Source organism: Nonomuraea salmonea (genome assembly GCF_042428605.1).
Classification (GTDB): Bacteria; Actinomycetota; Actinomycetes; order Streptosporangiales; family Streptosporangiaceae; genus Nonomuraea; species Nonomuraea salmonea.
The window spans coordinates 272,837-295,953 of record NZ_JBHMCF010000036.1 but is presented as its reverse complement, the minus strand read 5'-3'; the positions used below and the strand labels follow the sequence as shown (position 1 = coordinate 295,953).

General features: G+C 70.5%; 19 protein-coding genes. 15 read left to right on the top strand and 4 right to left on the bottom strand.

The window, feature by feature from the left end:
• Positions 1-4 precede the first annotated feature (4 nt).
• Positions 5-1,027, bottom strand: a complete 1,023-nt coding sequence (locus ACFFR3_RS30985) for an EAL domain-containing protein (RefSeq protein ID WP_379484283.1) — start codon at positions 1,025-1,027, stop codon at positions 5-7.
• 217 nt (positions 1,028-1,244) lie between these two features.
• Between ACFFR3_RS30985 and ACFFR3_RS30980 the strand changes: the two genes are divergently transcribed.
• The gene (locus ACFFR3_RS30980) at positions 1,245-1,901 is read left to right on the top strand and encodes an acVLRF1 family peptidyl-tRNA hydrolase (RefSeq protein WP_345409238.1); all 657 of its coding nucleotides are present in this window, start codon (positions 1,245-1,247) and stop codon (positions 1,899-1,901) included.
• A 4-nt stretch (positions 1,902-1,905) separates the two neighbouring features.
• Here the strand turns inward: ACFFR3_RS30980 and ACFFR3_RS30975 are convergent, their stop codons facing one another.
• Complete coding sequence (locus tag ACFFR3_RS30975) at positions 1,906-2,727, bottom strand: NAD(P)H-binding protein (protein ID WP_379484282.1); 822 nt, start codon at positions 2,725-2,727, stop codon at positions 1,906-1,908.
• 88 nt (positions 2,728-2,815) lie between these two features.
• On the opposite strand from ACFFR3_RS30975, the gene ACFFR3_RS30970 reads away from it, so the two are divergent.
• The 11 genes from ACFFR3_RS30970 to ACFFR3_RS30920 all read left to right on the top strand — a co-directional run bounded on the left by ACFFR3_RS30970 (position 2,816) and on the right by ACFFR3_RS30920 (position 17,159).
• Complete coding sequence (locus ACFFR3_RS30970; protein ID WP_345386068.1) at positions 2,816-3,385, top strand: TetR/AcrR family transcriptional regulator; 570 nt, start codon at positions 2,816-2,818, stop codon at positions 3,383-3,385.
• A 177-nt stretch (positions 3,386-3,562) separates the two neighbouring features.
• The gene (locus tag ACFFR3_RS30965; RefSeq protein ID WP_345386066.1) at positions 3,563-4,585 is read left to right on the top strand and encodes a LacI family DNA-binding transcriptional regulator; all 1,023 of its coding nucleotides are present in this window, start codon (positions 3,563-3,565) and stop codon (positions 4,583-4,585) included.
• Positions 4,586-5,173: 588 nt separating this feature from the next.
• Positions 5,174-5,803 (top strand): YesL family protein, encoded by a 630-nt coding sequence (locus ACFFR3_RS30960; protein ID WP_345386064.1) that lies wholly within the window; start codon positions 5,174-5,176, stop codon positions 5,801-5,803.
• A 125-nt stretch (positions 5,804-5,928) separates the two neighbouring features.
• Positions 5,929-7,359, top strand: coding sequence for an extracellular solute-binding protein (locus ACFFR3_RS30955; RefSeq protein ID WP_364381005.1), 1,431 nt, complete (start codon positions 5,929-5,931; stop codon positions 7,357-7,359).
• 50 nt (positions 7,360-7,409) lie between these two features.
• On the top strand, positions 7,410-8,372 hold the full coding sequence (locus tag ACFFR3_RS30950) for an ABC transporter permease (protein ID WP_345386059.1): 963 nt from the start codon (positions 7,410-7,412) through the stop codon (positions 8,370-8,372).
• 9 nt (positions 8,373-8,381) lie between these two features.
• Positions 8,382-9,257: a carbohydrate ABC transporter permease gene (locus tag ACFFR3_RS30945; RefSeq protein WP_345386057.1), complete on the top strand. Its 876-nt coding sequence runs from the start codon at positions 8,382-8,384 to the stop codon at positions 9,255-9,257.
• Between the two features lie 19 nt (positions 9,258-9,276).
• Entirely contained in the window at positions 9,277-11,853 is a 2,577-nt protein-coding gene (locus ACFFR3_RS30940) for an exo-rhamnogalacturonan lyase family protein (RefSeq protein WP_379484281.1), read from the top strand.
• Between the two features lie 109 nt (positions 11,854-11,962).
• Positions 11,963-13,561, top strand: coding sequence for a ribosomal protection-like ABC-F family protein (abc-f, locus tag ACFFR3_RS30935; RefSeq protein WP_364380996.1), 1,599 nt, complete (start codon positions 11,963-11,965; stop codon positions 13,559-13,561).
• Between the two features lie 113 nt (positions 13,562-13,674).
• Positions 13,675-13,890: a helix-turn-helix domain-containing protein gene (locus tag ACFFR3_RS30930; protein WP_020547488.1), complete on the top strand. Its 216-nt coding sequence runs from the start codon at positions 13,675-13,677 to the stop codon at positions 13,888-13,890.
• A gap of 135 nt (positions 13,891-14,025) precedes the next feature.
• A complete protein-coding gene (locus ACFFR3_RS30925; RefSeq protein WP_364380993.1) occupies positions 14,026-14,841 on the top strand; it encodes an enoyl-CoA hydratase/isomerase family protein in 816 nt (271 codons plus the stop codon).
• A gap of 428 nt (positions 14,842-15,269) precedes the next feature.
• Positions 15,270-17,159 (top strand): ABC transporter ATP-binding protein, encoded by a 1,890-nt coding sequence (locus ACFFR3_RS30920; RefSeq protein ID WP_345386051.1) that lies wholly within the window; start codon positions 15,270-15,272, stop codon positions 17,157-17,159.
• Between the two features lie 104 nt (positions 17,160-17,263).
• Here the strand turns inward: ACFFR3_RS30920 and ACFFR3_RS30915 are convergent, their stop codons facing one another.
• On the bottom strand, positions 17,264-18,148 hold the full coding sequence (locus ACFFR3_RS30915) for a sulfotransferase family protein (RefSeq protein WP_345386049.1): 885 nt from the start codon (positions 18,146-18,148) through the stop codon (positions 17,264-17,266).
• A 30-nt stretch (positions 18,149-18,178) separates the two neighbouring features.
• On the opposite strand from ACFFR3_RS30915, the gene ACFFR3_RS30910 reads away from it, so the two are divergent.
• The 3 genes from ACFFR3_RS30910 to ACFFR3_RS30900 are packed head-to-tail and all read left to right on the top strand — an operon-like array spanning position 18,179 to position 20,798.
• The gene (locus tag ACFFR3_RS30910) at positions 18,179-18,916 is read left to right on the top strand and encodes an SIR2 family NAD-dependent protein deacylase (RefSeq protein ID WP_379484280.1); all 738 of its coding nucleotides are present in this window, start codon (positions 18,179-18,181) and stop codon (positions 18,914-18,916) included.
• The gene (locus ACFFR3_RS30905) at positions 18,903-19,856 is read left to right on the top strand and encodes a S66 peptidase family protein (RefSeq protein ID WP_379484279.1); all 954 of its coding nucleotides are present in this window, start codon (positions 18,903-18,905) and stop codon (positions 19,854-19,856) included. The genes ACFFR3_RS30910 and ACFFR3_RS30905 overlap by 14 nt, the downstream gene beginning before the upstream one ends.
• A 33-nt stretch (positions 19,857-19,889) precedes the next feature.
• Entirely contained in the window at positions 19,890-20,798 is a 909-nt protein-coding gene (locus ACFFR3_RS30900; protein ID WP_345386044.1) for a hypothetical protein, read from the top strand.
• Positions 20,799-20,833: 35 nt separating this feature from the next.
• On the opposite strand, the gene ACFFR3_RS30895 is transcribed toward ACFFR3_RS30900, so the two are convergent.
• Entirely contained in the window at positions 20,834-23,068 is a 2,235-nt protein-coding gene (locus ACFFR3_RS30895; RefSeq protein WP_379484306.1) for an ATP-binding cassette domain-containing protein, read from the bottom strand.
• Positions 23,069-23,117 lie beyond the last annotated feature (49 nt).

The window sequence follows — 23,117 nt, the reverse complement described above, 5'->3', positions numbered from 1 at the left end:
GGGGTCAGGTTCTGGTCGTCAGCTGTCTGATCAGGTCTGAGATGCGGACGATGCCCAGGCAGCGGTTCAGTTCGTCCGTTACCACCAGGTCGTCGTAGACGCGGGTCGCGTCGCGGCCGGCGGCTTGCATGGCGGCGACGGCCGGAGTCGTGCGGGGGACCGTGCGCGGGGGGTCGGCCAGGCGGCGGGCCGGTTTGGAGCCGTGCAGGGCGTGGCCGTAGCGGGCGGCGATGGAGAGCAGGAAGCGGCTGCGGTCGAGGCTGCCCGTCGGGCGCTGGAACTCGTCCACCAGGATCACGCTGGTGATCGTCGGCTCATGGCCGAAGGCGGCCACCGCCTCCTCCGCCTTGGCCTCGGCGGGCAGCGTCACGGCGGGCAGCAGCAGCTCCTGGACGCGGGGGCCGAGCATGGCTGAGGCGGGCGGCTCGTCGGTGATCGGCAGCGGGACACGTACCTTGCCGTCCGGGCCAGGAGCGAGCAGCGGGCCGTGTGCGAGGCGGACGCCCAGCCCGCGCATCACCGCCGCCTGCTGCTCCCGTTCCACGCCCGGCGCCATGACGTGTGCGCCGATGCCGCGTGCCAGCGTGACCACCGCCCGCGCCACCGCCGTCGCCCGGTGGTCCCCTGGGATGCGCGCCACCACCTCGGGGTCCAGGGCCAGCAGGTACGGGGCCGCGCCGGCCACCAGGTCCAGGCTCGGGCCCGCCACACCCATGCCCGCGAAGCCCAGCAGGTAGCCGCTCGACCGCAGCCCGTCGATGCCCACCTTCAGCAGCGGCCGGTCCTGTTCGCGGCACGTACCGGTGAGGAGGAGGATCGCCTCGCGCGGATGCCGTCCCGCTCGCCGCAGCGCCTCGTGCAGCGGGGCCAGCGCGCCCGCGCCCGGCAGCACCACCCCGATCGGCAGCTCCAGCACCATGGGCAGCGGCGTGGCGCGCAGGACGCCGGAGGGGTCCACGACGGCGGGATGCGCGATGACGGCCCCGGTGTCGAGATCCACCAAGGGGCTGGTGAGCAGGGAGGACACGTAAGGAATGGTGGTCCTTTCGCAGCTCCCGCCAGAAGGCCCGAAAAGGAGAATTCACCGGCATTTCGGTTGAGGTTCGCGGGGGTTGGGGAGCGAGCGACCGTCCCTCAAGGTCTCCCGGGTGGGAGGGCGAGGGACCGTTCCACGCGTCGGCGCACCGGCGCCGCCCTGGGTGGGGTGGTCGAGGGGGTGGGGGTTGTTCGGTAGGGTTCGCGGCATGGGCGGGCGTCCGGCGAAGGGCGGCGGCCGGTGGGTCTGCGTGCCGCCGGAGCGCCTGCACCCGTGGATCGACGGGTTCGCCGGGCGCCATGGGCCCTTCTCGGCGAGCGGTGATGGCCGCGTCGTCCGGCTGATGGCCGACGATGGGGCGCTGGCCGAGCTCCAGGTGCCTTTTCCGCCCTTGGCGCCGCCTGGGCCGCCGCACGTCACCCGGCTGGTCACGCACGCGGGGGCCGCGCGGCGGGTCGGGGTGTTCCTGGTGCGGCTCGGTGGGTACGCGGCCGGCGTCTTCCATGGGGACGAGCTGGTGGTGTCCAAGGTGGGGTCGCGGCTGGTGCAGGGGCGTACGGCGGCCGGGGGATGGTCGCAGCAGCGCTACGCCAGGCGGCGGGCGAACCAGGCGGCGCGGGTGTACGACGACGCCGTGGAGACGGCGGTGCGGGTGCTGACGCCGTACCTGGGGGAGCTGGACGGGGTGGTGTTCGGCGGCGACAGGAGAGCCGTGGACGCGCTGCGGCAGGACCGGCGGCTCGCCCCGCTGCTGGCCCTGGAGCGGGAGCCGTTCCTGGTGGTGCCGGATCCGCGGCTGGCGGTGCTGCGGGAGACGCCCGCGCAGTTCAGGGCGGTACGGATCCGCGTGGTGGATCCGGGATGACCTCTCAACGGCTGAAGGCGTGGAGGTGGTCTGTGAGGTAGGCGGCCAGTGAGCGGGGCGGGCGGCCGGTGAGGTCCTTGACCGTCGTGGTGGTCGATGACCAGCGGCCGTCGCCGATGTCGGCCATCAGGGCGGCCAGCTCCTCCGCCTGGAGGCGGGGCAGGCCGCGGGTCTCGAGGCGGGCGGCCATCTCGGGGACGGGGAGGTCCACGTAGCGGTACGCGCGGCCCAGGACGCGGCCGATCTCCTCGGCGATCCTGGCGTGCGGCAGCGACTCTGGGCCGGTCAGCACGTGGTCGCGGCCGGGGCCGACGGGAGCGGTCAGCAGGGCGGCGGCGGTGCCGGCGACGTCGCGGGCGTCGATGTAGTTGACGGGGGCGGTGCCGTATGAGCCGTGCATGACGCCGGCCGCGAAGTCGTACGGCAGGTTCTGCATGAAGCCGGTCGGCTGCAGGATCGCCCACGGCACGCCCGACTGCCTGAGGTGGTCGTCCACGATGCCGTGCAGGCCGCTGGCGAGCCGGCCGCCGGGTGCGGCGCCGCGTACCGACACCGTGACGATCTGCGCCACGCCGGCGCGCGCGGCGAGGTCGATGACGGCGCGGTGAGCGTCGGCGAAACCGGGCCAGATCGAGCTGTTGAGGAAGAGCCGGTCGCCGGGGGACAGCAGCGCACCGATCGTCTCGGGACGCTCGAAGTCGGCCGGCCGGTACGGGATCCCGAGGTCGCCGGCGGGCCGGCGGACGGCGGCCACGACGTCCAGGCCCTTCAGGCGCGCGGCGAGGGCACGGCCGACGGACCCGGTGGCACCGGTCACCACGATCACGAGCACACCTCCATAAGCGGAAAGTCGTATTCCGGTTGACCGGACGGTACACTATGCGGAATCGAATCGTCCACTTAGGAGCCGGTACGTGCGCGCCGACGCAAGACGGAACCTCGGCAAGATCGTCACAGCCGCCGCCGAGGCCATCGCGGAGCGCGGCGTCAACGTCCCCATGGAGGTCATCGCCCGGCGCGCGGGCGTCGGCGTCGGCACCCTCTACCGGCGCTTCCCCGACCGCCACGCCCTGGTCGCGGCCATCGGCGAGCACTACGTGCACACGATGACCGAGGCGCTCGACACCGCCACGGCGGACAACGGCGACGCGTGGAGCGCGATCCGCGCCTTCGTCTCATGGGCCTCCGAGCCGGGGCGCACCGCGCTGTCCACGGCGCTCGCCGACCTGCCCGACGAGGTGATCGTGGGGCGGGCCGAGTTCAGGCGGGCGCGGGAGGAGTGGGTGGAGCGGCTCGACCACCTCGTACGCCGGGCGCAGGCCGACGGCTCGATGCGGGCGGACGTCGGCGTTGACGACCTCGTCCACCTCCTGAACGTCTTCACCTGCCACCCCGACCACCTCCCGGCGCCCGTGGCCGCCGATCCGGGGCGGTACCTGGGGCTGATGCTCGACGGCATGAGGTCAGGCGTCCCGAACTCGTGAGCGTGGAGCTCTTGAGACGATTCAATAATTTGCCGCTATGATGAGCCGAGTTCTCGGTGAACCGCGTTCTGCGGCCCACCGGACGACACCGGGTCACGCCTCCCGCCGGTGCGCCGCGTCAGGCGGGCACCCAGGGGGCGCACCCGCACCTTCAGCAGCACGGCCTCGTGAGGATCGATGGCGACCACGAACATCAAGGAGGTCGCGCAGCTGGCGCGCGTCTCGGTCGGAACGGTGAGCAATGTGCTCAACCGCCCCGAGATCGTGTCCCCGGCCACCCGCGAACGCGTCTTCGAAGCGATCAAGAAACTCGGGTTCGTCCGCAACGAGGTGGCCCGCCACCTGCGGGCGGGCCGCAGCCGTACGGTCGGGCTGGTCGTCCTCGACGTCGCCAACCCGTTCTTCGTGGACGTCGCCACCGGCGCCGAGGCGGTCGCCGACGACCACGACACGATGGTGGTGCTCTGCAACAGCGCCGGCGACTCCGGCCGCGAGCGCCGCCACCTCGACCAGCTCGAACAGCAGCGGGTGATGGGCGTCCTCATCACGCCCGTCGAGGCCGAGCCGCCCTGGCTCGAAGAGCTCGTCGCCCGCGGCACGCCCGTCGTGCTCGTCGACAGTCCCGCCACCGGGCTGCAATGCTCGGTGGCCGTGGACGACCGGCTCGGCGGCCAGATCGCCGGCGCCCACCTCATCGAGCGCGGGCACCGGCGCATCGTCTTCGTCGGCGGGCCGCCGAGCATCAAACAGGTCGCCGACCGGCAGGCCGGCGTGACCAGCGCCGTCGCCGCCGCCGGTGGGGCCGTCGAGCTGCTCACCGCCACCTCGCCGACCCTCACCGTGGCCGAGGGGCGGGCCATCGGCGAACGCGTCGCCGCCCTGCCCCCCTCCGAACGCCCCACCGCCGCCTTCTGCGCCAACGACATGATGGCGCTGGGGTTCCTGCAGGCCATGGCCTCCAACGGGCTGCGGGTGCCGGCCGACATGGCCATCATCGGCTACGACGACATCGACTTCGCCGCCGCGGCCGCCGTCCCGTTGTCCTCGGTCAGGCAACCCCGCGAGCTGCTCGGCCGCACCGCCATAGACCTGCTCCTGGAGGAGGTCTCGGAGCCCGGGGAACACCGCCACCGCCAGGTCATCTTCCAGCCCGACCTCGTCATCCGCGACTCCACCGCCCCCCACCTGACCCGCCCTTAGGGAGGGCAGGGGCTGGGAGGGCTGCGCGGCGCCTGGCTGTGCGGCGCCTGGCTGTGCGGCGTCCGGGTGTGCGGCGTCCGGGTGTGCGGCGTCCGGGTGTGCGGCGTCCGGGTGTGGGGCGTTCGGGTGTGGGGCGTCCGGGTGTGGTGCTCGCGCCCCGCGCGTGTGATCTGAAGGTGTGCGCAGGCGCCGGGGCGTGCCCGCCCAGCGCTTCGGTGCCTTTCGATGGTGGCGTTGTGGCTGGTTGTGCGGGCTGTGGGCGGTGGTGGGGCGGAGGTGTTTCAGGGGAGGTGGGCGGGGGTGGGAGGTGGCGTCGTGGGTGGCGGCTTCGGGGTGTGGCCCCGAGTGGTCTTGTGAGTGGGAATCAACGATTTGGTCTCGGGGGGTGCTGGTTTCTACGGTTTGGGCTGGTTGGGTGAGGGGTTCTGGGTGGGAATCGGAAATGTCGGATGTTTGTGTCATTGACTTTGAGTCGATTCAACACTAATTTCGCACCAACCGCCGTTCACTACCTTGTAACTGGGCAGGAACCACGGTGCAACACTCCACCCCCGCATTCGTGCACGTGCCACGAGAAGGTGGTGCCGGATGAACCATCCCGCCATGTCGATCAGGATCCAAGCTGCCTGCTCAGAGCTCATCTGGGTGGTGCAGCTCAACCTGATGTGGCTCGTCTTCACCCTGGCGGGAGGCGTGGTGCTCGGGATCGGGCCCGCCACCGTGGCCGCGTACACGCTGGCCCGGCGGCACGCCAGGAATGAATCGTTTCAGGCGTGGGCCGAATTCTGGGCCGCCTACCGGCGGGAGTTCGTCCGCGGCTCGCTGCTCGTCCTGCCGCCGGCGGTGCTCGCCGTCGTCCTGGTCGGCAACTACCTGTACTTCTCCGTCCTCGGCCAGGACGCGGGCGCGCTGCGTGTCACGACGTTCGTGGCGCTGCTGGCGCTGGCCGCCGTCGGGGCCTACGTCGGCCCGCTCTACACGCACTACGAGCTGCCGCTGTGGGCGTACATCCCGAAGGCGTCGCTGCTCGCGCTGACCCGGCCGGCCTCCACCGTGCTGCTGATGTTCACGCTGTGGGCGATCGTCTACGCGACCTCGCAGCTGCCCGTCCTGGCGCCCCTGGTCAGCATCGGCGCGTGGATCTCTGTCAACACCTGGCTCTGCCTGCGCTTCTTCGAGGAGAACGAGGCGCGTCTGCATTCGGAAGGAAACCCATGAGCGCATCCCGTAGTCGCCTCCTGGCTGGAGCGTTAGCGCTAACAACCGCCCTGGTGGCCTCCGCGTGCTCCGGCACCGGCGCCGGCGGAGGTGAAGGCCAGGCGGACGACGGCACGATCACGTTCATGACGCAGCTGTTCGGCACCGCCCCCGACCCCCAGGGTGAGCTGCACCAGGCGGTCGAGAAGTTCCTGGGCAAGAAGATCAAGGTCACCTGGGTGCCGAACGCCGAGTACTCGGAGAAGGTCAACGTCACCCTGGCCTCGGACAACCTGCCCGACGTCATGGTGGTCGACCCGAAGTCGCCGGCGTTCGGCAAGGCGGCGGAGGCCGGGGCGTTCTGGGACCTCACCGAGAAGATCAAGAAGTACCCGAACCTCGCCGGTGACCCCAAGGTCCTGCTGAACTCCTCGATCAACGGCAAGGTGTACGGCATCTACCGCATCAGGCCGCAGCTCCGCTCCGCGGTGATGATCCGCAAGGACTGGCTGAAGAAGGTCGGCCTGGAGGCGCCCGAGACCACGGACGACCTCTACGAGATCGCCGAGGCGTTCACCAAGAAGGACCCGGACGGCAACGGCAAGGACGACACCTACGGCCTCATCATCCCGAAGTGGCCGGGCGTCACGTTCTCCGCCTCCAGCCCGTTCAACGTGATGGACGTCTGGTTCGGCGCGCCGAACAACTGGGGCGAGCGCGACGGCAAGATCGTGCCCGAGTTCGACGTGCCCGAGTTCTTCGAGGCCAACCGCTTCATGAAGAAGATGATCGACGAGGGCCTGGTCAACCCCGACTGGAACACCCTCGACACCGCCAAGTGGAACGACCCGTTCGTCCAGGGCAAGGGCGGCATCATCATCGACGTCGACGTCCGCACGACGCAGCTGCTCGACCTGCTCAAGGAGCAGGACCCCGAGACGTACGGCGACAAGGTCCTGACGGTCGGCAACCTGGCCCGCCCCGACGGCAAGAAGTTCTCGCTGCCGTTCACCGGCTACAAGGACGTGCTGGCCATCTCCAAGCAGCGCATCCGCACCGAGGCACAGCTGGATCAGCTGCTCACCACGCTGGACAAGCTGGCCACCAAGGAAGGCCAGGTGCTGCTGTCCAACGGCATCGAGGGCCGCAACTTCAAGGTCGAGAACGGCGTGGCCGTGCTCATCAACCAGGACGACCCCAAGGTCAAGCAGCTCCAGGACGACGTGGACAAGGCGTTCATCCAGCTCGGCACGCAGGCCAGCACGGGCGTCGGCGGCGTCGCCTACCCGCGGGTGCCGCCGGAGGAGCCGTACCGCAAGGACCTCGAGGAGCGCGCCAAGCGCGTCGAGGAGGACCTGAAGACGGCCGTGTGGGACATCAGCGCCCCGGTGGTCTCGCCGACGGCGGTGGAGAAGGGCGCGACGCTCAACCCGATCGTCACCGACGCCCGGGTCAAGTACCTCGCGGGCCAGATCAGCGAAGACCAGCTCAAGGCTGAGATCAAGCGCTGGTACGACAGCGGCGGCACGCAGATCGCCCAAGAGATCCAGGACCTGGTCTCCAAGCTCGGCCAGTGACGCAAGCAGGGAGGGGCCCGGCCGGGCCCCTCCCATGGAAAGGAGGCCGAGTGGCCACCGACCTGGCGACGCCACCGGTCAAGACGGCCAGGACGCCCGGGAGCCCGCCCGGCGTGGCCCGCCGGCTGTGGCGGTTCCGATGGTTGTACCTGATGCTCGTTCCCGGGCTGGCGTACTTCCTGGTCTTCAAGTACGTCCCGATGCGCGGCCTGCAGATCGCCTTCCAGGACTTCATCCCGTTCCTGGGCTACAACGGCAGCGAATGGGTGGGCTTCAAGCACTTCGTGGACCTGTTCACGGGGCCGGACTTCAACCGCCTGATGTACAACACGCTGTTCCTGGCGCTGCTGAACATCATCTTCGTCTTCCCCGCGCCGATTATCGTCGCGCTGATGCTGAACGAGCTGCGGATCAACATACTCAAGCGCTCGGTGCAGTCGCTGATCTACATCCCGCACTTCCTGTCGTGGACGATCGTCGCGTCGCTGACGTACATCCTGTTCTCGGTGGACTACGGCGTGATCGCCGGCTGGATCCACGAGGTGGTCGGCGGCACCAAGGTCGACTACGTGGCGCAGCCCGAGTGGTTCAGGCCGGTCATCATCCTGCAGACGCTGTGGAAGACGACCGGGTGGACGACGATCATCTACCTGGCGGCGCTCGCGGGCGTGAACCACGACCTGTACGAGGCGGCCAGGATGGACGGCGCCGGCCGCTGGCGGCAGCTCTGGCACGTCACGCTGCCCGCCATCCGCCCGACGATCGTCGTCATGGCCATCCTCATGTCGGGCAACCTGCTCGACATGAGCTTCGAGCAGATCTGGCTCATGACCAACAACCTCAACCGCGCCACCGCCGACGTCTTCGACACCTTCGTCTACTACGTGGGCATCAACCAGGGCGCGTACAGCTACGCCACGGCCGTCGGCCTGTTCAAGGGCGTGGCGGGAGTCCTGCTGATCTTCGGTTCCAACTGGCTGGCCAAGCGCCTCGGCCAGCGGGGCCTGTTCTAGGAGCGCCGCATGTCCGTCAACCAGTACCGCTCCACGGGCAGCCGGATCTTCGACGCGATCAACATCACCCTGCTCACCGGGCTGGGCCTGATCACGCTCCTGCCGCTGCTGTACGTTCTCGCCGGCTCGTTCGCCTCGGAGTCGGAGATCGCCTCGCGGACGTTCTTCCTGTGGCCGCACAAGTTCGTCACCAGCACCTACGAGTACATCTTCGCCACCGACGTGTTCATCAGGGCGCTGCTGACGACGGTCGGGGTGACGCTCGTCGGCACGGTCGTCCAGCTCATGCTGACGCTGACCATGGCGTACCCGCTGGCCAAGCGCTACCTGCCGGGCCGGGCGCTGGCGCTCAACCTGGTGATCTTCACGGTGGTGTTCAGCGGCGGCATCATCCCGACCTACCTGGTGGTCCGCGACCTGGGGCTGCTCAACAGCTATTGGGCGCTGATCCTGCCGCTCGCGATCAACCCGTTCTACCTGCTCATCGTCAAGAGCTTCTTCCAGGAGCTGCCGGAGGCGCTGGAGGAGGCGGCGCGCATCGACGGCTGCACCGAGATGGGCGTCTTCTTCAGGATCGTGCTGCCGCTGTCGAAGCCGATCATCGCGACGTTCTCGCTGTTCTACGCCGTGGGCATCTGGAACGACTACATGTCGCCGCTGCTCTACATCGACGACTCCAGCAAGTGGACGCTGCAGGTGCTGGTCCGCCAGCTCACCGGCGCGGACGCGCAGAACGCGCTGTCGGCCCTCGAATCGGTCTTCTTCCCCACGCAGGGGCTGAAGTTCGCCGTCGTGGTCATCGCCACGCTGCCGATCCTGTGCTTCTACCCGTTCCTGCAGAAGCACTTCGTCAAGGGCGTGCTGATCGGGTCGGTCAAGGAATAAGGGAAGGGAAGGATCTCACATGACCGAGCTGCGCTGGCTGGACCGGCCCGGCGACCAGGGAACGACCTGGGGAGTGCCGTGGCCGCGCGGCGCGGTCGCGTCCGGCACGCCGTTCGCGCTGGCCGACGCCGGGGGGCGTGCGGTGCCGGTGCAGAGCTGGGTGAGCGCCACCTGGCCGGACGGCTCGGTCAAGTGGTCGGCGCACGCGATCGGGGCCGGGCCCCACGCGGAGGCGTACCGGCTGGAGCCGGGACGCGAGCCGGCCGCCACCGCGACGCCCGTCACGGTCGCCCGCGAGGGCCGCGAGCTGGTGGTGAGCACCGGCGTGATCACCTGGCGGATCGGCGGCGGCACGCTGGCCAGGTCGGTCACGCGCGCGGGCCGCGAGATCGCCAGGGACGTGCGCCTGGTCAGCCTGCGCCAGCGCGAGCCGGCGCCCGACGAGGGCGGCCACGTGGCCCGCGAGCGGGCGGACGGCGTCGTCGAGAGCGTCACCGTCGAGCAGGACGGGCCGGTGCGCGCGGTCGTGCGGCTGGAGGGCAGGCACGGCGACTGGCTGCCGTTCACCGTGCGGCTCTACTTCCACGCCGGCGCCGAGCACGTACGGCTGATGCACACCTTCGTCTGGGACGGCGACCCCGACCGCGACTTCCTGGCCGGGCTCGGAGTGCGCGCCGACGTGGTCATGCGCGACGAGCCGCACGACCGGCACGTCCGCCTGGCCGGCGCCACGGGCTTCCTCACCGAGGCGGTACGCGGACTCACCGGCCTGCGCATCGACCCGGGCGAGGCGGCCCGCCGCAACCAGGTCGAGGGCCGCCCCGCCGGGCCGCTCGCCCCCGGGGTCGCCACCCGGCTGCACCTCATCCCCACCTGGAGCGACTACACCCTCGACCAGGGCTCGGCCGACGGCTACACGCTGCGCAAGCGCACCAAGGACGGCCACGCCTGGGTGACGATCCCGTCGGGGACGCGCTCGGCCGGCTACGGCTACGTCGGCGGGGTGAGCGGCGGCCTCGGCTTCGGGCTGCGCGACTTCTGGCGCCTGCACCCCACCCGCCTCGACGTCAGGAACGCCGCCACCGATCTCGCCACCGCCACCGTCTGGCTCTGGTCGCCCTCCGCCCCGGCCATGGACCTGCGCTTCTACCACGACGGCATGGGCCAGGACACCTTCGCCGAGCAGCTCGAAGGGCTGGAGGTCACGTACGAGGACTACGAGCCCGGGTTCGGTGACCCGCGGGGGATCGCGCGTACGCATGAGCTGAGCCTGCGCTTCCACGAGAGCACGCCGGCCGCCGGCGAGCTGGCCGCGCACGCCGCCGCGATGAACGAGCCCGGCCTGCTGACCGCGAGCCCCGAGCGGATCCGCGAGGCGGGCGTGTTCGGCGTCTGGGAGCTGCCCGACCGCTCCACCCCCGCCCGCGCCGCCATCGAGGACCGCCTGGACTTCCTGTTCGACCTGTACGCCCGCGAACGCGAGCAGCGCCGCTGGTACGGCTTCTGGGACTACGGCGACGTCATGCACACCTACGACGCCGACCGGCACACCTGGCGCTACGACGTGGGCGGCTACGCCTGGGACAACTCCGAGCTGTCGCCCGACCTGTGGCTCTGGCTGCAGTATCTGCGCACGGGAAGGGCCGACGTCTTCCGCTTCGCCGAGGCGATGACCCGCCACACCGGCGAGGTGGACGTCTACCACCTCGGCAGGTGGCAGGGCATGGGCAGCAGGCACAACGTGCAGCACTGGGGCTGCAGCTGCAAGCAGGTGCGCATCTCCAACGCCGCCTACCGGCGCTTCCACTACTACCTGACCGCCGACGAGCGCACCGGCGACCTGCTGGACGAGCAGAGTGCGCCCGAGCGGACGTTCCTCGCCGTGGACCCGCTGCGCAAGGTGCGCGACGACGTCTACACGCCCGACCCTTCCGCCCTGTCGGTCGGGCTCGGCACCGACTGGGGCGCGCTCGCCGCCGCCTGGCTCACCCGCTGGGAGCGGCACGGCGACGAACGCGCCCGCGACCGGTTGCTCGGCACCATGGCCGGCATCGCCGCGATGCCGCGCCGCTTCCTGACCGGGGAGGGCCGGCTGGACCTGGAGACCGGCCGCTTCGACACCTCGCGCGACCAGATCTCGATCTCGCACCTGTCGTCGCTGTTCGGGCTGCCGGAGATCTGCGCCGAGCTGATCGGGCTCGGCATCGACGTGCCCGGCTTCGAGGAGGCCTGGCTGGAGTACTGCCGCCTCTACCTCGCCACCCCCGAGCAGCAGGAGGCGGCGGTGGGCCGGCCGCTGACCGGGATCTCGCTGATCGAGGCGCACAGCAGGCTCACCGCGTACGCGGCGGCGCGCACGGGGGACGCGGGGCTCGCCGCTCTGGCGTGGCGCAAGTTCTTCACCGGCGAGGGCGACCAGCTCAACGACAACCCGCTGACCGAGCAGAAGGAGTGGGCGCTGACGACGGTGGACGGCCCGCGGGTGCCGCACGCGGTGCGCGAGGCGGCGTTCGTCAGCACCAACAGCGCGGCGCAGTACGGCCTGGCCGCGATCCACAACCTGGCCCTGATAGGGGAGCACCTGCCGGAGAAATAGCAGAGGTGGAGCCCCTGCTGGGGGCTCTACACTGATCGGTATGCATACTCCCGATTGACCGGCGTCGCACGCCCAATCCTTGTTTCCTAGCTCGGGAGTGTCCGGTCACATGATCATCGCCAATGATATCGAGCTGCGCGCGGGCGCGCGCCTGCTCATCGAAAAAGCCTCCTTCCGGGTCAACCCCGGTGACAAGATCGGGCTCGTCGGCCGCAACGGCGCGGGCAAGACCACGCTGACCAAGGTGCTGGCGGGCGAGGGGTTGCCCGCCGCAGGCACGGTGACGCGCACCGGCAGCGTGGGCTACCTCCCCCAGGACCCGCGCACCGGTGACCTGCAGGTGCTGGCCCGCGACCGCATCCTGTCGGCGCGCGGCCTCGACGAGGTCATCCGCGAGCTGCGCGAGGCGGAGCTGGCCATGTCCTCCGCCGACGACCGCACCAGGGAGAAGGCCGTGCGCCGCTACGGGCGGCTCGAAGATCAGATGCACGTGCTCGGCGGTTACGCGGCCGAGTCGGAGGCGGCCTCCATCGCCTCCAGTCTCGGTCTGCCCGACCGCGTGCTCGGTCAGCCGCTGCAAACGCTTTCCGGCGGTCAGCGGCGCCGGGTGGAATTGGCGCGAATTCTTTTCAGCGGGGCGGAAACTCTCCTTCTCGACGAGCCGACAAACCACCTAGATGCGGACTCAATCGGGTGGCTTCGTGATTTTTTGCGCAGTCATCAAGGTGGCTTGGTGATCATCAGCCACGACGTCGGCCTTCTTGAAGCCACGGTCAACAAGGTCCTCCACCTCGACGCCAACCGGGCCGCGATCGATCACTACAACGTCGGCTGGACGGCCTACCTCGCCCAGCGCGAGACCGACGAGAAGCGCAGGAAGCGCGAGCGCGCCAACGCCGAGAAACAGGCGGGCGCGCTGCTCGCGCAGGCCGACAAGATGCGCGCCAAGGCCACCAAGGCCAAGGCGGCCCAAGACATGATGCGCCGCGCGCACCGGCTGCTCGCGGGCACCGAGGAGGAGCGCAAGAACGACAAGGTGGCGAAGCTGCGCTTCCCCGATCCGCAGCCGTGCGGGCGCACCCCGCTGACGGCGCGGGAGCTGTCGAAGTCGTACGGGTCGCTGGAGGTCTTCACCGACGTCGACGTGGCCATCGACCGAGGTCACAGGGTCGTCATCCTGGGCCTGAACGGCGCCGGCAAGACCACGCTGCTGCGCCTGCTGGGCGGTCTGGAAAAGCCCGACACCGGGGAGATCAAGCCGGGACACGGGCTCAAGATCGGTTATTACGCCCAGGAACACGAGACCCTTGACGCCGACCGTACGCTATTGGAGAACATGCGTTCGGCCGGTGGCGAGTTCACCGACACCGAGTTGCGCAAGGTGCTCGGGTCGTTCCTGTTCACCGGAGACGACGTCGACAAGCCCGCCGGGGTGTTGTCCGGTGGGGAGAAGACCCGTCTCGCACTTGCGATCTTGGTGCTCTCCAGCGCTAATGTCCTGCTTCTCGACGAGCCCACGAACAACCTCGATCCTGTCAGCCGCGAGCAGGTTCTCAATGCTCTGAGGTCGTATTCAGGAGCAATCGTCCTAGTCACGCACGACGAGGGTGCCGTTGACGCCCTGTCACCGGATAGGGTGATCTTGCTACCTGACGGAACTGAAGACGCATGGAGCGACGAATTTTCCGATCTTGTGGCACTCGCCTGATCTTAATTTGAGTGGGTACGGATCTTTTCCCGTGGAGTAGGTAGCCGATCCCGCTGAAATGACTGATCATGGCGGAGTAACGCTGCGGAAGTCCGGCACTACAGGAGGTACTCGTGGCCGAGACACTGAAGAAGGGCACCCGGGTCACCGGGGCCGACCGGGAAAAACTGGCCGGCGATCTCAAGAAGCGCTACGCCGCGGGTGAGAGCATCCGCGCCCTGGCCGCTTCGACCGGTCGGTCCTACGGGTTCATCCACCGCATCCTGAGCGAGTCCGGCGTGACTCTGCGCGGGCGCGGAGGGGCGACCCGAGGCAAGTCCAAGCGCTGACGGCCGCCTCGGAACGTGCGACCGCAGCCGCCCGTCCCAAGTCAGCCGGCGTCGCGCCCGAGCCAGAATCATATTCTGTAGGCTCGGGCGCGACGATCAGCATTCCGGGCATCCCGGAAGCGGAGGGAGCGGGCGATGGCGGAAGCGCAGGCGCGGCAGCGCGGGGGGAACGCGGATGACGGCTCCGCTGCGGCGGAGGACGGAGTCCGCTACGAGGTGGACGGTGAGATAGCGACGATCACGCTGGCCCGGCCGGACAAGCGCAACGCACAGACGTTCGCGACATGGTCGGCACTGGCTCGCATCGGCGAGAGCCTGCCCGAGCAGGTGCGCGTCGTCGTCGTGAAAGGTGAGGGACCGTCCTTCTCGGCAGGCATCGACCTGCGAATGTTCAAACCTGAGGGGGTTCCCGGACAGGGCTCGTTCAGTACGGCGGCCAAGATCGGCGACGCCGGCTTCGAGCAGCGCATCAGACAGGCCCAAGCGGGGTTCCTGTGGTTGCGCCGCCCGGAGATCGTCTCCATCGCGGCGGTGCAGGGGCACGCGATCGGCGCGGGGTTCCAGCTCGCGCTCTCCTGCGACCTCCGGATCGTGGCCGAGGATGTCGCGTTCTGTATGAAAGAGCCCGCACTGGGACTGGTGCCCGACCTGACCGGGACGAAGCCCCTGGTCGACCTGGTCGGCCTGGCCAAGGCCATCGACATCTGCCTGACCGCCAGGACCGTGCACGCCGACGAGGCCATGCGCATCGGCCTCGCGGAGCAAGTGGTCGCCCGTGGCGACCTGGAGCAAGCGGTACAGGACAAGATCGCCCAGCTGCTGTCCACCGACAGGGACGCGGCCGTGGCGACGAAAAGGCTCCTCCAGGGCGCGAGCCACCGCACCCTGGAGGAGCAGAGTGTGGCCGAGGGCATCGAACAGGCCGCACGCATCAAGGCGCTCTTCGGCTGAAGCAGGCTCGGGAGCCGGACCCGCGATCGGGGTGGGGTCCGGCTGAGTCGGGGATCAGTGCCGGCTGAGCCGGAGATCAGGGTCGTCCCGCTGACGTGCGTCGCTCGGCGGGACGGCGGCGCCCCGGCGCGCTCTGAGCCGTTGTGAGGCGTTCTGAGGGGGCGGGGTGGCCCCGATGGTCCGGCGAGGCCGTCACGGGCGCTCAGCGGCACGCAGAGCGGCGATCAGCCCCGGTTCGCGGCGGCCCGTCCCGGTTTGGAACCGTCGAAAGGCGCGGAGAGGGCCGGGCGGAGCCCCGGGTTTCGTGGGTGGGTTGCGGGGCGGGTTGAGTGGGTGGGTTTCGGGGGTGGGTTTCGCGGTGAGCTGATCGGGGAATCTCCGGGCGCCGCCGGAGCGCTGTCTCCGGCGACGGAGGAGGGATCTGCCGGATGGCGATGATGGGTGGCGGCTTCGGGCCCCAGGTGTGGGCGTCCCTGCGACGCGACGGCTCGGTCACCAAGCAGCGGCTGCGCCCCGGCATCGCGCGGCGCATCGCCGGCTACGCCCGCCCCTACACCCGGCAGATCGTCGCGTTCCTGCTGCTCGTCGTGGCCGGCGCGGTCATCGTGGTGGCCAACCCGCTGCTGATGAAGGCGATCATCGACGACGGCATCCTCGTCAAGCGCACCGGCGTGGTCATCTGGCTGGCGGTGGCGATCGCCGCGCTCGCGCTCGTCGACGCAGGGCTGACGCTGGTGCAGCGGTGGTTCTCCGCCCGCATCGGCGAGGGCCTCATCTACGACCTGCGCACCGAGGTGTTCGACCACGTGCAGCGCATGCCGGTGGCGTTCTTCATGCGCGCCCAGACCGGCGCGCTGGTCAGCCGGCTCAACACCGACGTGATCGGCGCCCAGCGCGCGCTGACCAGCACCCTGTCCTCGGTCGTCGCCAACGTGGTCAGCCTGATCCTGGTGCTGGGCGCGATGCTGGCGCTGTCGTGGCAGGTCACGCTGGTCGCGCTGGTGCTGCTGCCGATCTTCATCGTGCCCGCGAAATACGTCGGCCGCCGCATGTCGGCGCTGACCCGTGAGCAGATGCAGCTCGACGCCGAGATGAGCTCGGTCACCACCGAGCGCTTCAACGTGGCCGGCGCCACGGTCGCCAAGCTCTACGGCCGCCCCGAGGACGACGCCGCCATGTTCGGCGGCCGGGCCGCCAGGGTGCGCGACGTCGGCGTCACCGTCGCCATGTACGGCACGGTCTTCCGCGTCGCGCTCGGCCTCATCGCCGCCCTGGCCACGGCCCTGGTCTACGGCATCGGCGGCGTGCTGTCGGTCTCCGGCGCGTTCGAGCTCGGCACGCTGGTGGCGCTGGCCGCGCTGCTGATGCGCCTCTACGGCCCGCTGACCTCGCTGTCCAACGTGCACGTCGACGTGATGACTGCGCTGGTCAGCTTCGACCGCGTCTTCGAGATCCTCGACCTCAAGCCCATGGTGGCCGAGCGGCCCGGAGCCGTGCCGGCGCCGGGCGGGCCGGTGACCATCGAGTTCGACGACGTGCACTTCCGCTACCCGGCCGCCGAGGACGTCTCGCTGGCCTCGCTGGAGTCGGTGGCCGGGCAGGACACCGGGCCCTCGCACCCGGTGCTCAAGGGCGTGTCGTTCACCGCCGAGCCCGGGCGGCTCATCGCGCTAGTCGGGCCGAGCGGCGCGGGCAAGACCACGATCACCTCGCTGGTGTCGCGGCTCTACGACGTCGACGAGGGCGCCGTACGCGTCAACGGCCTCGACGTACGCGACGCCACGCTCGCCTCGCTGCGCGACACCGTGGGCGTGGTGATGCAGGACCCCCACCTCTTCCACGACACGATCGAGGCCAACCTGCGCTACGCCAAGCCCGACGCGAGCGAGGCGGAGATGTGGGAGGCGCTGCGGGCGGCGCAGATCGCCGACCTGGTCGCGGGTCTGCCCGATGGGCTGGGGACCGTGGTGGGCGATCGCGGCTACCGGCTGTCGGGCGGCGAGAAGCAGCGGCTCGCGCTGGCCAGGCTGCTGCTCAAGGCGCCGCGCGTGGTCGTGCTCGACGAGGCCACCGCGCACCTCGACTCCGAGTCGGAGGCGGCGGTGCAGGTGGCGCTGAAGACCGCGCTCGAAGGCCGCACCTCGCTGGTGATCGCGCACCGGCTGTCCACGATCAGGGAGGCCGACGAGATCCTCGTCGTCCAGGACGGCCGCATCGCCGAGCGGGGCAGGCACGAGGCGCTGCTGGCCCGCGGCGGCCTCTACGCCGAGCTCTACCGCACCCAGTTCAGCTCCTCCGACGGCAACCCGGCCGCCTGACGCCCGCTGAGCGGGCGGCCGAAGGCCGGGGCGTGGCCGAGCGGAGCTTCGGGCGGGCAGGTGGGGTCAGGCGGGTCGGGCGGGCAGTTGAGGTCAGGCGGGGGTCAGGCGGGCAGGTAGCCGAGGCGGGTGAGTTCCTTGGCGGCGACCTTTTCCACCAGCTCCAGGTCGTCGCGGGCGAGGGCGGTGCGCCAGGCGCCGACCTTCGGGACGGCGGGGTCGTACATGACGACCTTGGACACGCGCGTCTCCAGGAACTCCGCGAGCGTCGCGACCGCCTGCTGCGGCCTGCCGACCAGCTCCTCGTACCGCAGCGTCAGCAGGTGCGTCTCGGGCAGGGTGCGGCGCAGCTCGGCGCTGACCCGGACGGCGCCGCGCCAGCGCAGCGCGCTCTTGCCCGCCGCCGGCATGGCCTTCCAGCGCTCCAGGTGTTCCTCCTTGGCGACGCCGAGGAACGTGCTGGGGAACTCGGTCCGCTCGGCCAGCATGGCCGGCTTGAACCAGGCCAGGCAGGCGGGGTCGGCCAGCATGCCGGCGACGGCGTCCCTGCCGTCGCGGATGAGCTGCACGAACCGGGCGTCGGGGAACGCCTGCAGCAGCACGGGAGCGCTGTACAGCAGGTCGGGGCTGCCGTCGCCGAAGCGGGTGACGTCGGCGGCGCTGACGCACGGGCCCGCGCCGGTGACGCCGCCCGCGTCCCTGCACGGCTCGGCGCACTCGCCGCACGAGCGGGGCAGCACCTGCCACGACTCGGCGAGCGCGTCGCGCAGCACGCGGACGGAGCCGGGCGTCGCGGCGAGCGACGGCTTGCGGGCGAAGGCGTAGACCACGTGCGCCACGCTCGCGCGGCCCATCGTCACGTGGAAGCCGGGGGACCGTTTGAGGGCGCGGGCGAGCAGGTCCACGCCGGAATGCGGCGCTCCGAGCAGGAAGACCGGCCGGCGGACCTTGATGCCGTTGACCACGAGGATGTGGGGCGGAAGTCGCATACAGCAGCCAAGTGTGACACCGTTTGCCAGGTGAACGCGCCATCCTCAGTGTCGGTCCTCACCGGAGCGGGTGTGTCCACCGATTCCGGCATCCCCGACTTCCGGGGGCCGCAGGGCGTGTGGACGAAGAACCCGCGCGCCGAGGCCGACGCGACGATCGACCGCTACCTCGCCGACCCCGAGGTCAGGCGGGCGAGCTGGCGTTCCAGGCGCGATTCGCCGGCCTGGCGGGCGCAGCCGAACGCCGCCCACCAGGCGCTGGTCGAGCTCGAGCACGCCGGGCTGCTGCGCGCGCTCATCACCCAGAACATCGACGAGCTGCACCAGCGCGCCGGTTCGTCGCCGGAGAAGGTCATCGAGCTGCACGGCACCATGCGCCGCGCCGAGTGCCTCTCCTGTGACCTGATCACGCCGATGGAAGAAGTGCTGGCCAGGGTGGACGCGGGGGAGGACGACCCGCCGTGCCCCCGCTGCGGCGGCATCCAGAAGGCGAACACGATCTCGTTCGGGCAGTCGCTCAAGCCGGAGGTGCTGGGCGCGGCGCTCGACGCGGCCCGTACGTGCGAGCTGTTCCTCGCGGTCGGCACGTCGCTGACCGTGCACCCGGCCGCCGGGCTGTGCGGCGAGGCGCTCGACGCGGGCGCCCGGCTGGTGATCGTGAACGCCGAGCCGACCCCCTACGACCCCTTCGCCGACCGGGTCGTCAACGAGCCGATCGGCAACGCACTACCCACGCTCGTCAAGGAGTTGATCGATGCGGCCAGGTGACACCGTCGCCATCGTCTCGCCGTCAGGACCGCCGAACCCGGAGCTGCTGCGCCGCGGCGTCGAGCGGCTGGAGGGCCTGGGCCTGAAGGTCGTGGTCGGGGCGCACGCGCTCGACCGGCAGGACCTCGACTACCTGGCGGGTGCCGACGCCGCCAGGGCGGCCGACCTGCAGGACGCCTGGTGCGATCCGGCCGTCTCGGCGGTCTTCTGCTGCCGCGGCGGCTACGGCGCCGGCCGGCTGCTGGAGCTGCTCGACTGGGACGCGATGCGGGCGGCAGGGCGGGCGGCAGAGCGGGCCGCAGGGCGGGCGGCAGGGCCCAAGACGCTGCTCGGGTCGAGCGACATCACGGCGCTGCACAACGCGTTCGCGATCGAGCTGGACGTGCCGACGCTGCACGGGCCGATGATCGCCTGCGACGTGATCGCCGGCGACGACGCCGGGCCAGAGCCGCTGACTTGGGAGAGCCTGCGTGAGGCGCTGTTCGGGCCGGACGAAGGAGTGACGCCGGTCGCCGGTGACCGGGTGCTGGCGCCCGGGAGCGCGGAGGGCCGCGCGGAGGGCGTGGTGCGCGGCGGTAACCTGTCGTTGCTCGCCTCGATGTGCGGCACCCGGTGGCAGCCGTCGTTCGCCGACGGCATCGCGTTCCTCGAGGACGTCGGGGAGGAGCCGTACCGCATCGACCGCATGCTCACGCAGCTGCTGCAGGCGGGCGCGTTCGACGGCGTGCGGGGCATCGCGCTCGGCTCGTGGGTGGGCTGCGGCGACCCCTATCCGGTGCTCGAAGACCGGCTGCGCCCGCTGGGGGTGCCCATCGTCGCCGGGTTGCCGGTGGGACACGGGACACCCCAGATGAGTGTGTGGTTTGGGGCACTTGGTGTTATCGATACCGAATCGTGCTCCCTGACTGGCTCGTGGGGAATGGGAGAGCAGGCAAGGTAGAGGGACGAATCCGACAGAAAGGGACACAGCGGCGTGAATTGGTACGAGCGTGACCGCGAGGCCCCGCGCCGTCCGGTCGAGGACGTCGATCTCGACTCGCTGCTGGCCCTCGTCGCGGAGTCCCTCGGATACTCCTTCGCCTTCTCCGGCGACGGCTCGCTCCTCACCCTTGAACGTGCCGAGCAACCCCCAGGGCGACCCACTCCAGGGCAGCCCACCCCCGAGCTGGTCGTCAAGCTGACCGGGCTGCGCCGCGAGGCCGCGCGCCGGGCCAGGGAGGACTGGCCGGTGCTGGTCTCCGAGCACCTGGCGCACGCCGTCGCCACCGCCGACGAGCGCGTGGACGTGTCCGACCTGGAGCAGGCCGGGCCGCTGCTGCGGATCAGGGTCGAGTCGGTGGACGCGGTGCCCGACCTGACCCGCGTCGTCGGCCGCCACCTCAACGCCGACCTGGTCGAGCTGCTCACCGTGGGCGCGCGGCTGGTCAGGCCGGAGGAGTCGGGCTGCTGGCCGGTCTCCGGCGGGCAGGCGCTCGACCGGGCGGTGGCCAACGTGCGCAGGCACGGCTCGCTGACGTCCGAGAACATCGCGCTGTCCGGCACCCCGATCATCCGGCTGACCGCCGAGAGCCCGTCGGCCGCCACCCACCTGCGCTGGCTGGACGAGCACCTGACCGTGCCCGCCGACGGGGTGCTCGTGGTGCTGCCCGACCCGTACACGCTGCTCGTGCACCCCGTCGACGGCATCGGCGTGGTACGCGCGCTCGAACGGCTGCGCGTGCACGCCGTCCGCACCGACGGGCTCAGCCCGCAGGTCTACTGGTGGCACGACGGGCAGCTGACGCTGATCAGGGCCGACATCGTCGCCCAGGACGGGCAGACCAGGCTGGTCGTGGCGCCGCCGCCCGAGTTCGCGCGCGTGCTGGCCCGGCTCGCGGTCTGACACCCGGGGTCTGAAACCGCGCGCCGGGCTGACGCTCAGCTCATGCCGACGTAGTCCCGCAGGTGGACGGCCGTGAGCGAGGTGCCGGTGGCGACCAGCTCGCCCGGCGTGCCGGCGAAGACCACCTGGCCGCCGTCGTGACCGGCCCCGGGCCCGAGGTCCACGATCCAGTCGGCGTGCGCCATGACCGCCTGGTGGTGCTCGATCACGATGACCGAGTTGCCGTCGTCCACCAGCCGGTCGAGCAGTGACAGCAGCTGGTCGACGTCGGCCAGGTGCAGGCCGGTGGTGGGCTCGTCCAGCACGTACGTGGTGCCGTTCCTGGCCATGTTGATGGCCAGCTTGAGCCGCTGCCGCTCGCCGCCCGACAGCGTCGTGAGCGGCTGCCCCAGCCCGATGTAGCCGAGCCCGACGGCCACCAGCCGGTCGAGGATGACGCCCGCCTGCCCCTTCGGGAAGAACTCCCTGGCCTCGGCGACCGGCATCTCCAGCACCTCGCTGATGTTCTTGCCGTGCAGCCGGTACGTCAGCACCTCCGGCGTGAACCGCCGCCCCTCGCACTGCTCGCACACCGAGGCGACCCCGGCCATCATCGCGAGGTCGGTGTAGATCAGCCCGATGCCCTTGCAGGCCGGGCATGCGCCCTCGGAGTTGGCGCTGAACAGGCTCGGCTTGACCCCGTTGGCCTTGGCGAACGCCGCCCTGATCGGGTCAAGCACCCCGGTGTAGGTGGCCGGGTTGCTCCGGCGCGAGCCGCGGATCGGCGACTGGTCGGCCACCACCACGCCGTCGCGGCCCGCCACGTAGCCGTGGATGAGCGAGCTCTTGCCCGATCCGGCGACGCCGGTGACCACGGTGAGCACGCCGAGCGGGATGTCCACGCTCACGTCGCGCAGGTTGTGCAGGGTGGCGTTCCTGATCGGCAGCTGCCCCGTGGGCTTGCGCACCTCCTCGCGCAGGCCTGCCCGGTGGTCGAGGTAGCGGCCGGTGAGCGTGCCGGAGTCGCGCAGACCGGCGAGGTCGCCCTGGTAGCAGATCTCGCCGCCGGCGGTGCCCGCCCCCGGGCCGAGGTCCACCACGTGGTCGGCGATCGCGATCAGCTCGGGCTTGTGCTCGACGACGAGCACCGTGTTGCCCTTGTCGCGCAGCTGCAGCAGCAGGCTGTTCATGCGCTGGATGTCGTGCGGGTGCAGCCCGGCGGTCGGCTCGTCGAAGACGTACGTGACGTCGGTGAGGCTGGAGTTGAGATGGCGCACCATCTTGACCCGCTGGGCCTCGCCGCCCGACAGCGTGGCGGACTCGCGGTCGAGGCTGAGGTAGCCGAGGCCGATGCCGACCAGGGAGTCGAGCGTGGACAGCAGCCCTTCGAGCACCGGCCCGACCGAGGGGTCGCCGATGCCGCGCACGAACGCCGCCAGGTCGTCGATCTGCATGGCCGAGAGGTCGGTGATGCTGCTGCCCTGGACGCGGGCCGAGCGGGCGGCCTCGTTGAGGCGGGTGCCGCCGCACGAGGGGCAGGTCGCGAGCTTGATCGCCCGGTCGGCGAACGCGCGCGCCGCCGACTGCATCGACTCGCGGTCCTTGCCGAGGTACGACTTGCGCACCTTCAGCACCAGGCCCTCGTAGGTGAAGTTGTTGGTGCCGTACTTCAGCTTGGTCGCCGGCTTGTGGAGCAGGTCCTGCCACTGCTGCTCGGTGAAGTCCTTCAGCTTCGTGCCGGGGTCGAACAGCCCTGAGCCGGCCACGACCTGCCACTGCCAGCTCCCGACCGGGAAGCCGGGGATCTTGATGGCGCCGTCGTCGAGCGACAGCTCACGGTCGACCAGCTCGTCCACGTCGATCTCGGACGCCTTGCCGAGGCCCTCGCACTCGGGGCACATGCCCTCGGCCCGGTTGAAGCTGAAGGCGTAGGCGGGGCCGACGTACGGGCTGCCGATGCGGCTGAAGAGGATGCGCAGCATGGTGTGGGCGTCGGTGACGGTGCCCACGGTGGAGCGCGGGTTGGCCCCCATGCGCTCCTGGTCGACGATGATCGCCGCGCTGAGGTTGTGCAGCGCGTCGATGTCGGGCCGGCCGAGGCTCGGCATGAACGACTGGATGAACGCGGTGTACGTCTCGTCGATCAGCCGGCGGGACTCCGCGGCGATCGTGTCGAAGACGAGCGAGGACTTCCCGGAACCGGACACGCCGGTGAACACGGTGAGCCGCCGCTTGGGGACGTCGAGGGAGACGCCCTTGAGGTTGTTCTCCCTGGCGCCGCGGACCTGGATGTGGTCGTGACTGTCCGCTGCCTTGTGATCAGTGCTGTGATCGGTGCTG

Coding starts and splice junctions, on each gene's coding strand:
- ACFFR3_RS30980 (WP_345409238.1), top strand. CDS start 1,245: ATGGGCGGGCGTCCGGCGAAGGGCGGCGGCCGGTGGGTCTGCGTGCCG.
- ACFFR3_RS30965 (WP_345386066.1), top strand. CDS start 3,563: ATGGCGACCACGAACATCAAGGAGGTCGCGCAGCTGGCGCGCGTCTCG.
- ACFFR3_RS30960 (WP_345386064.1), top strand. CDS start 5,174: ATGAACCATCCCGCCATGTCGATCAGGATCCAAGCTGCCTGCTCAGAG.
- ACFFR3_RS30955 (WP_364381005.1), top strand. CDS start 5,929: ATGACGCAGCTGTTCGGCACCGCCCCCGACCCCCAGGGTGAGCTGCAC.
- ACFFR3_RS30945 (WP_345386057.1), top strand. CDS start 8,382: ATGTCCGTCAACCAGTACCGCTCCACGGGCAGCCGGATCTTCGACGCG.
- ACFFR3_RS30940 (WP_379484281.1), top strand. CDS start 9,277: ATGACCGAGCTGCGCTGGCTGGACCGGCCCGGCGACCAGGGAACGACC.
- abc-f (WP_364380996.1), top strand. CDS start 11,963: ATGATCATCGCCAATGATATCGAGCTGCGCGCGGGCGCGCGCCTGCTC.
- ACFFR3_RS30925 (WP_364380993.1), top strand. CDS start 14,026: ATGGCGGAAGCGCAGGCGCGGCAGCGCGGGGGGAACGCGGATGACGGC.
- ACFFR3_RS30920 (WP_345386051.1), top strand. CDS start 15,270: ATGGCGATGATGGGTGGCGGCTTCGGGCCCCAGGTGTGGGCGTCCCTG.
- ACFFR3_RS30915 (WP_345386049.1), bottom strand. CDS start 18,148: ATGCGACTTCCGCCCCACATCCTCGTGGTCAACGGCATCAAGGTCCGC.
- ACFFR3_RS30905 (WP_379484279.1), top strand. CDS start 18,903: ATGCGGCCAGGTGACACCGTCGCCATCGTCTCGCCGTCAGGACCGCCG.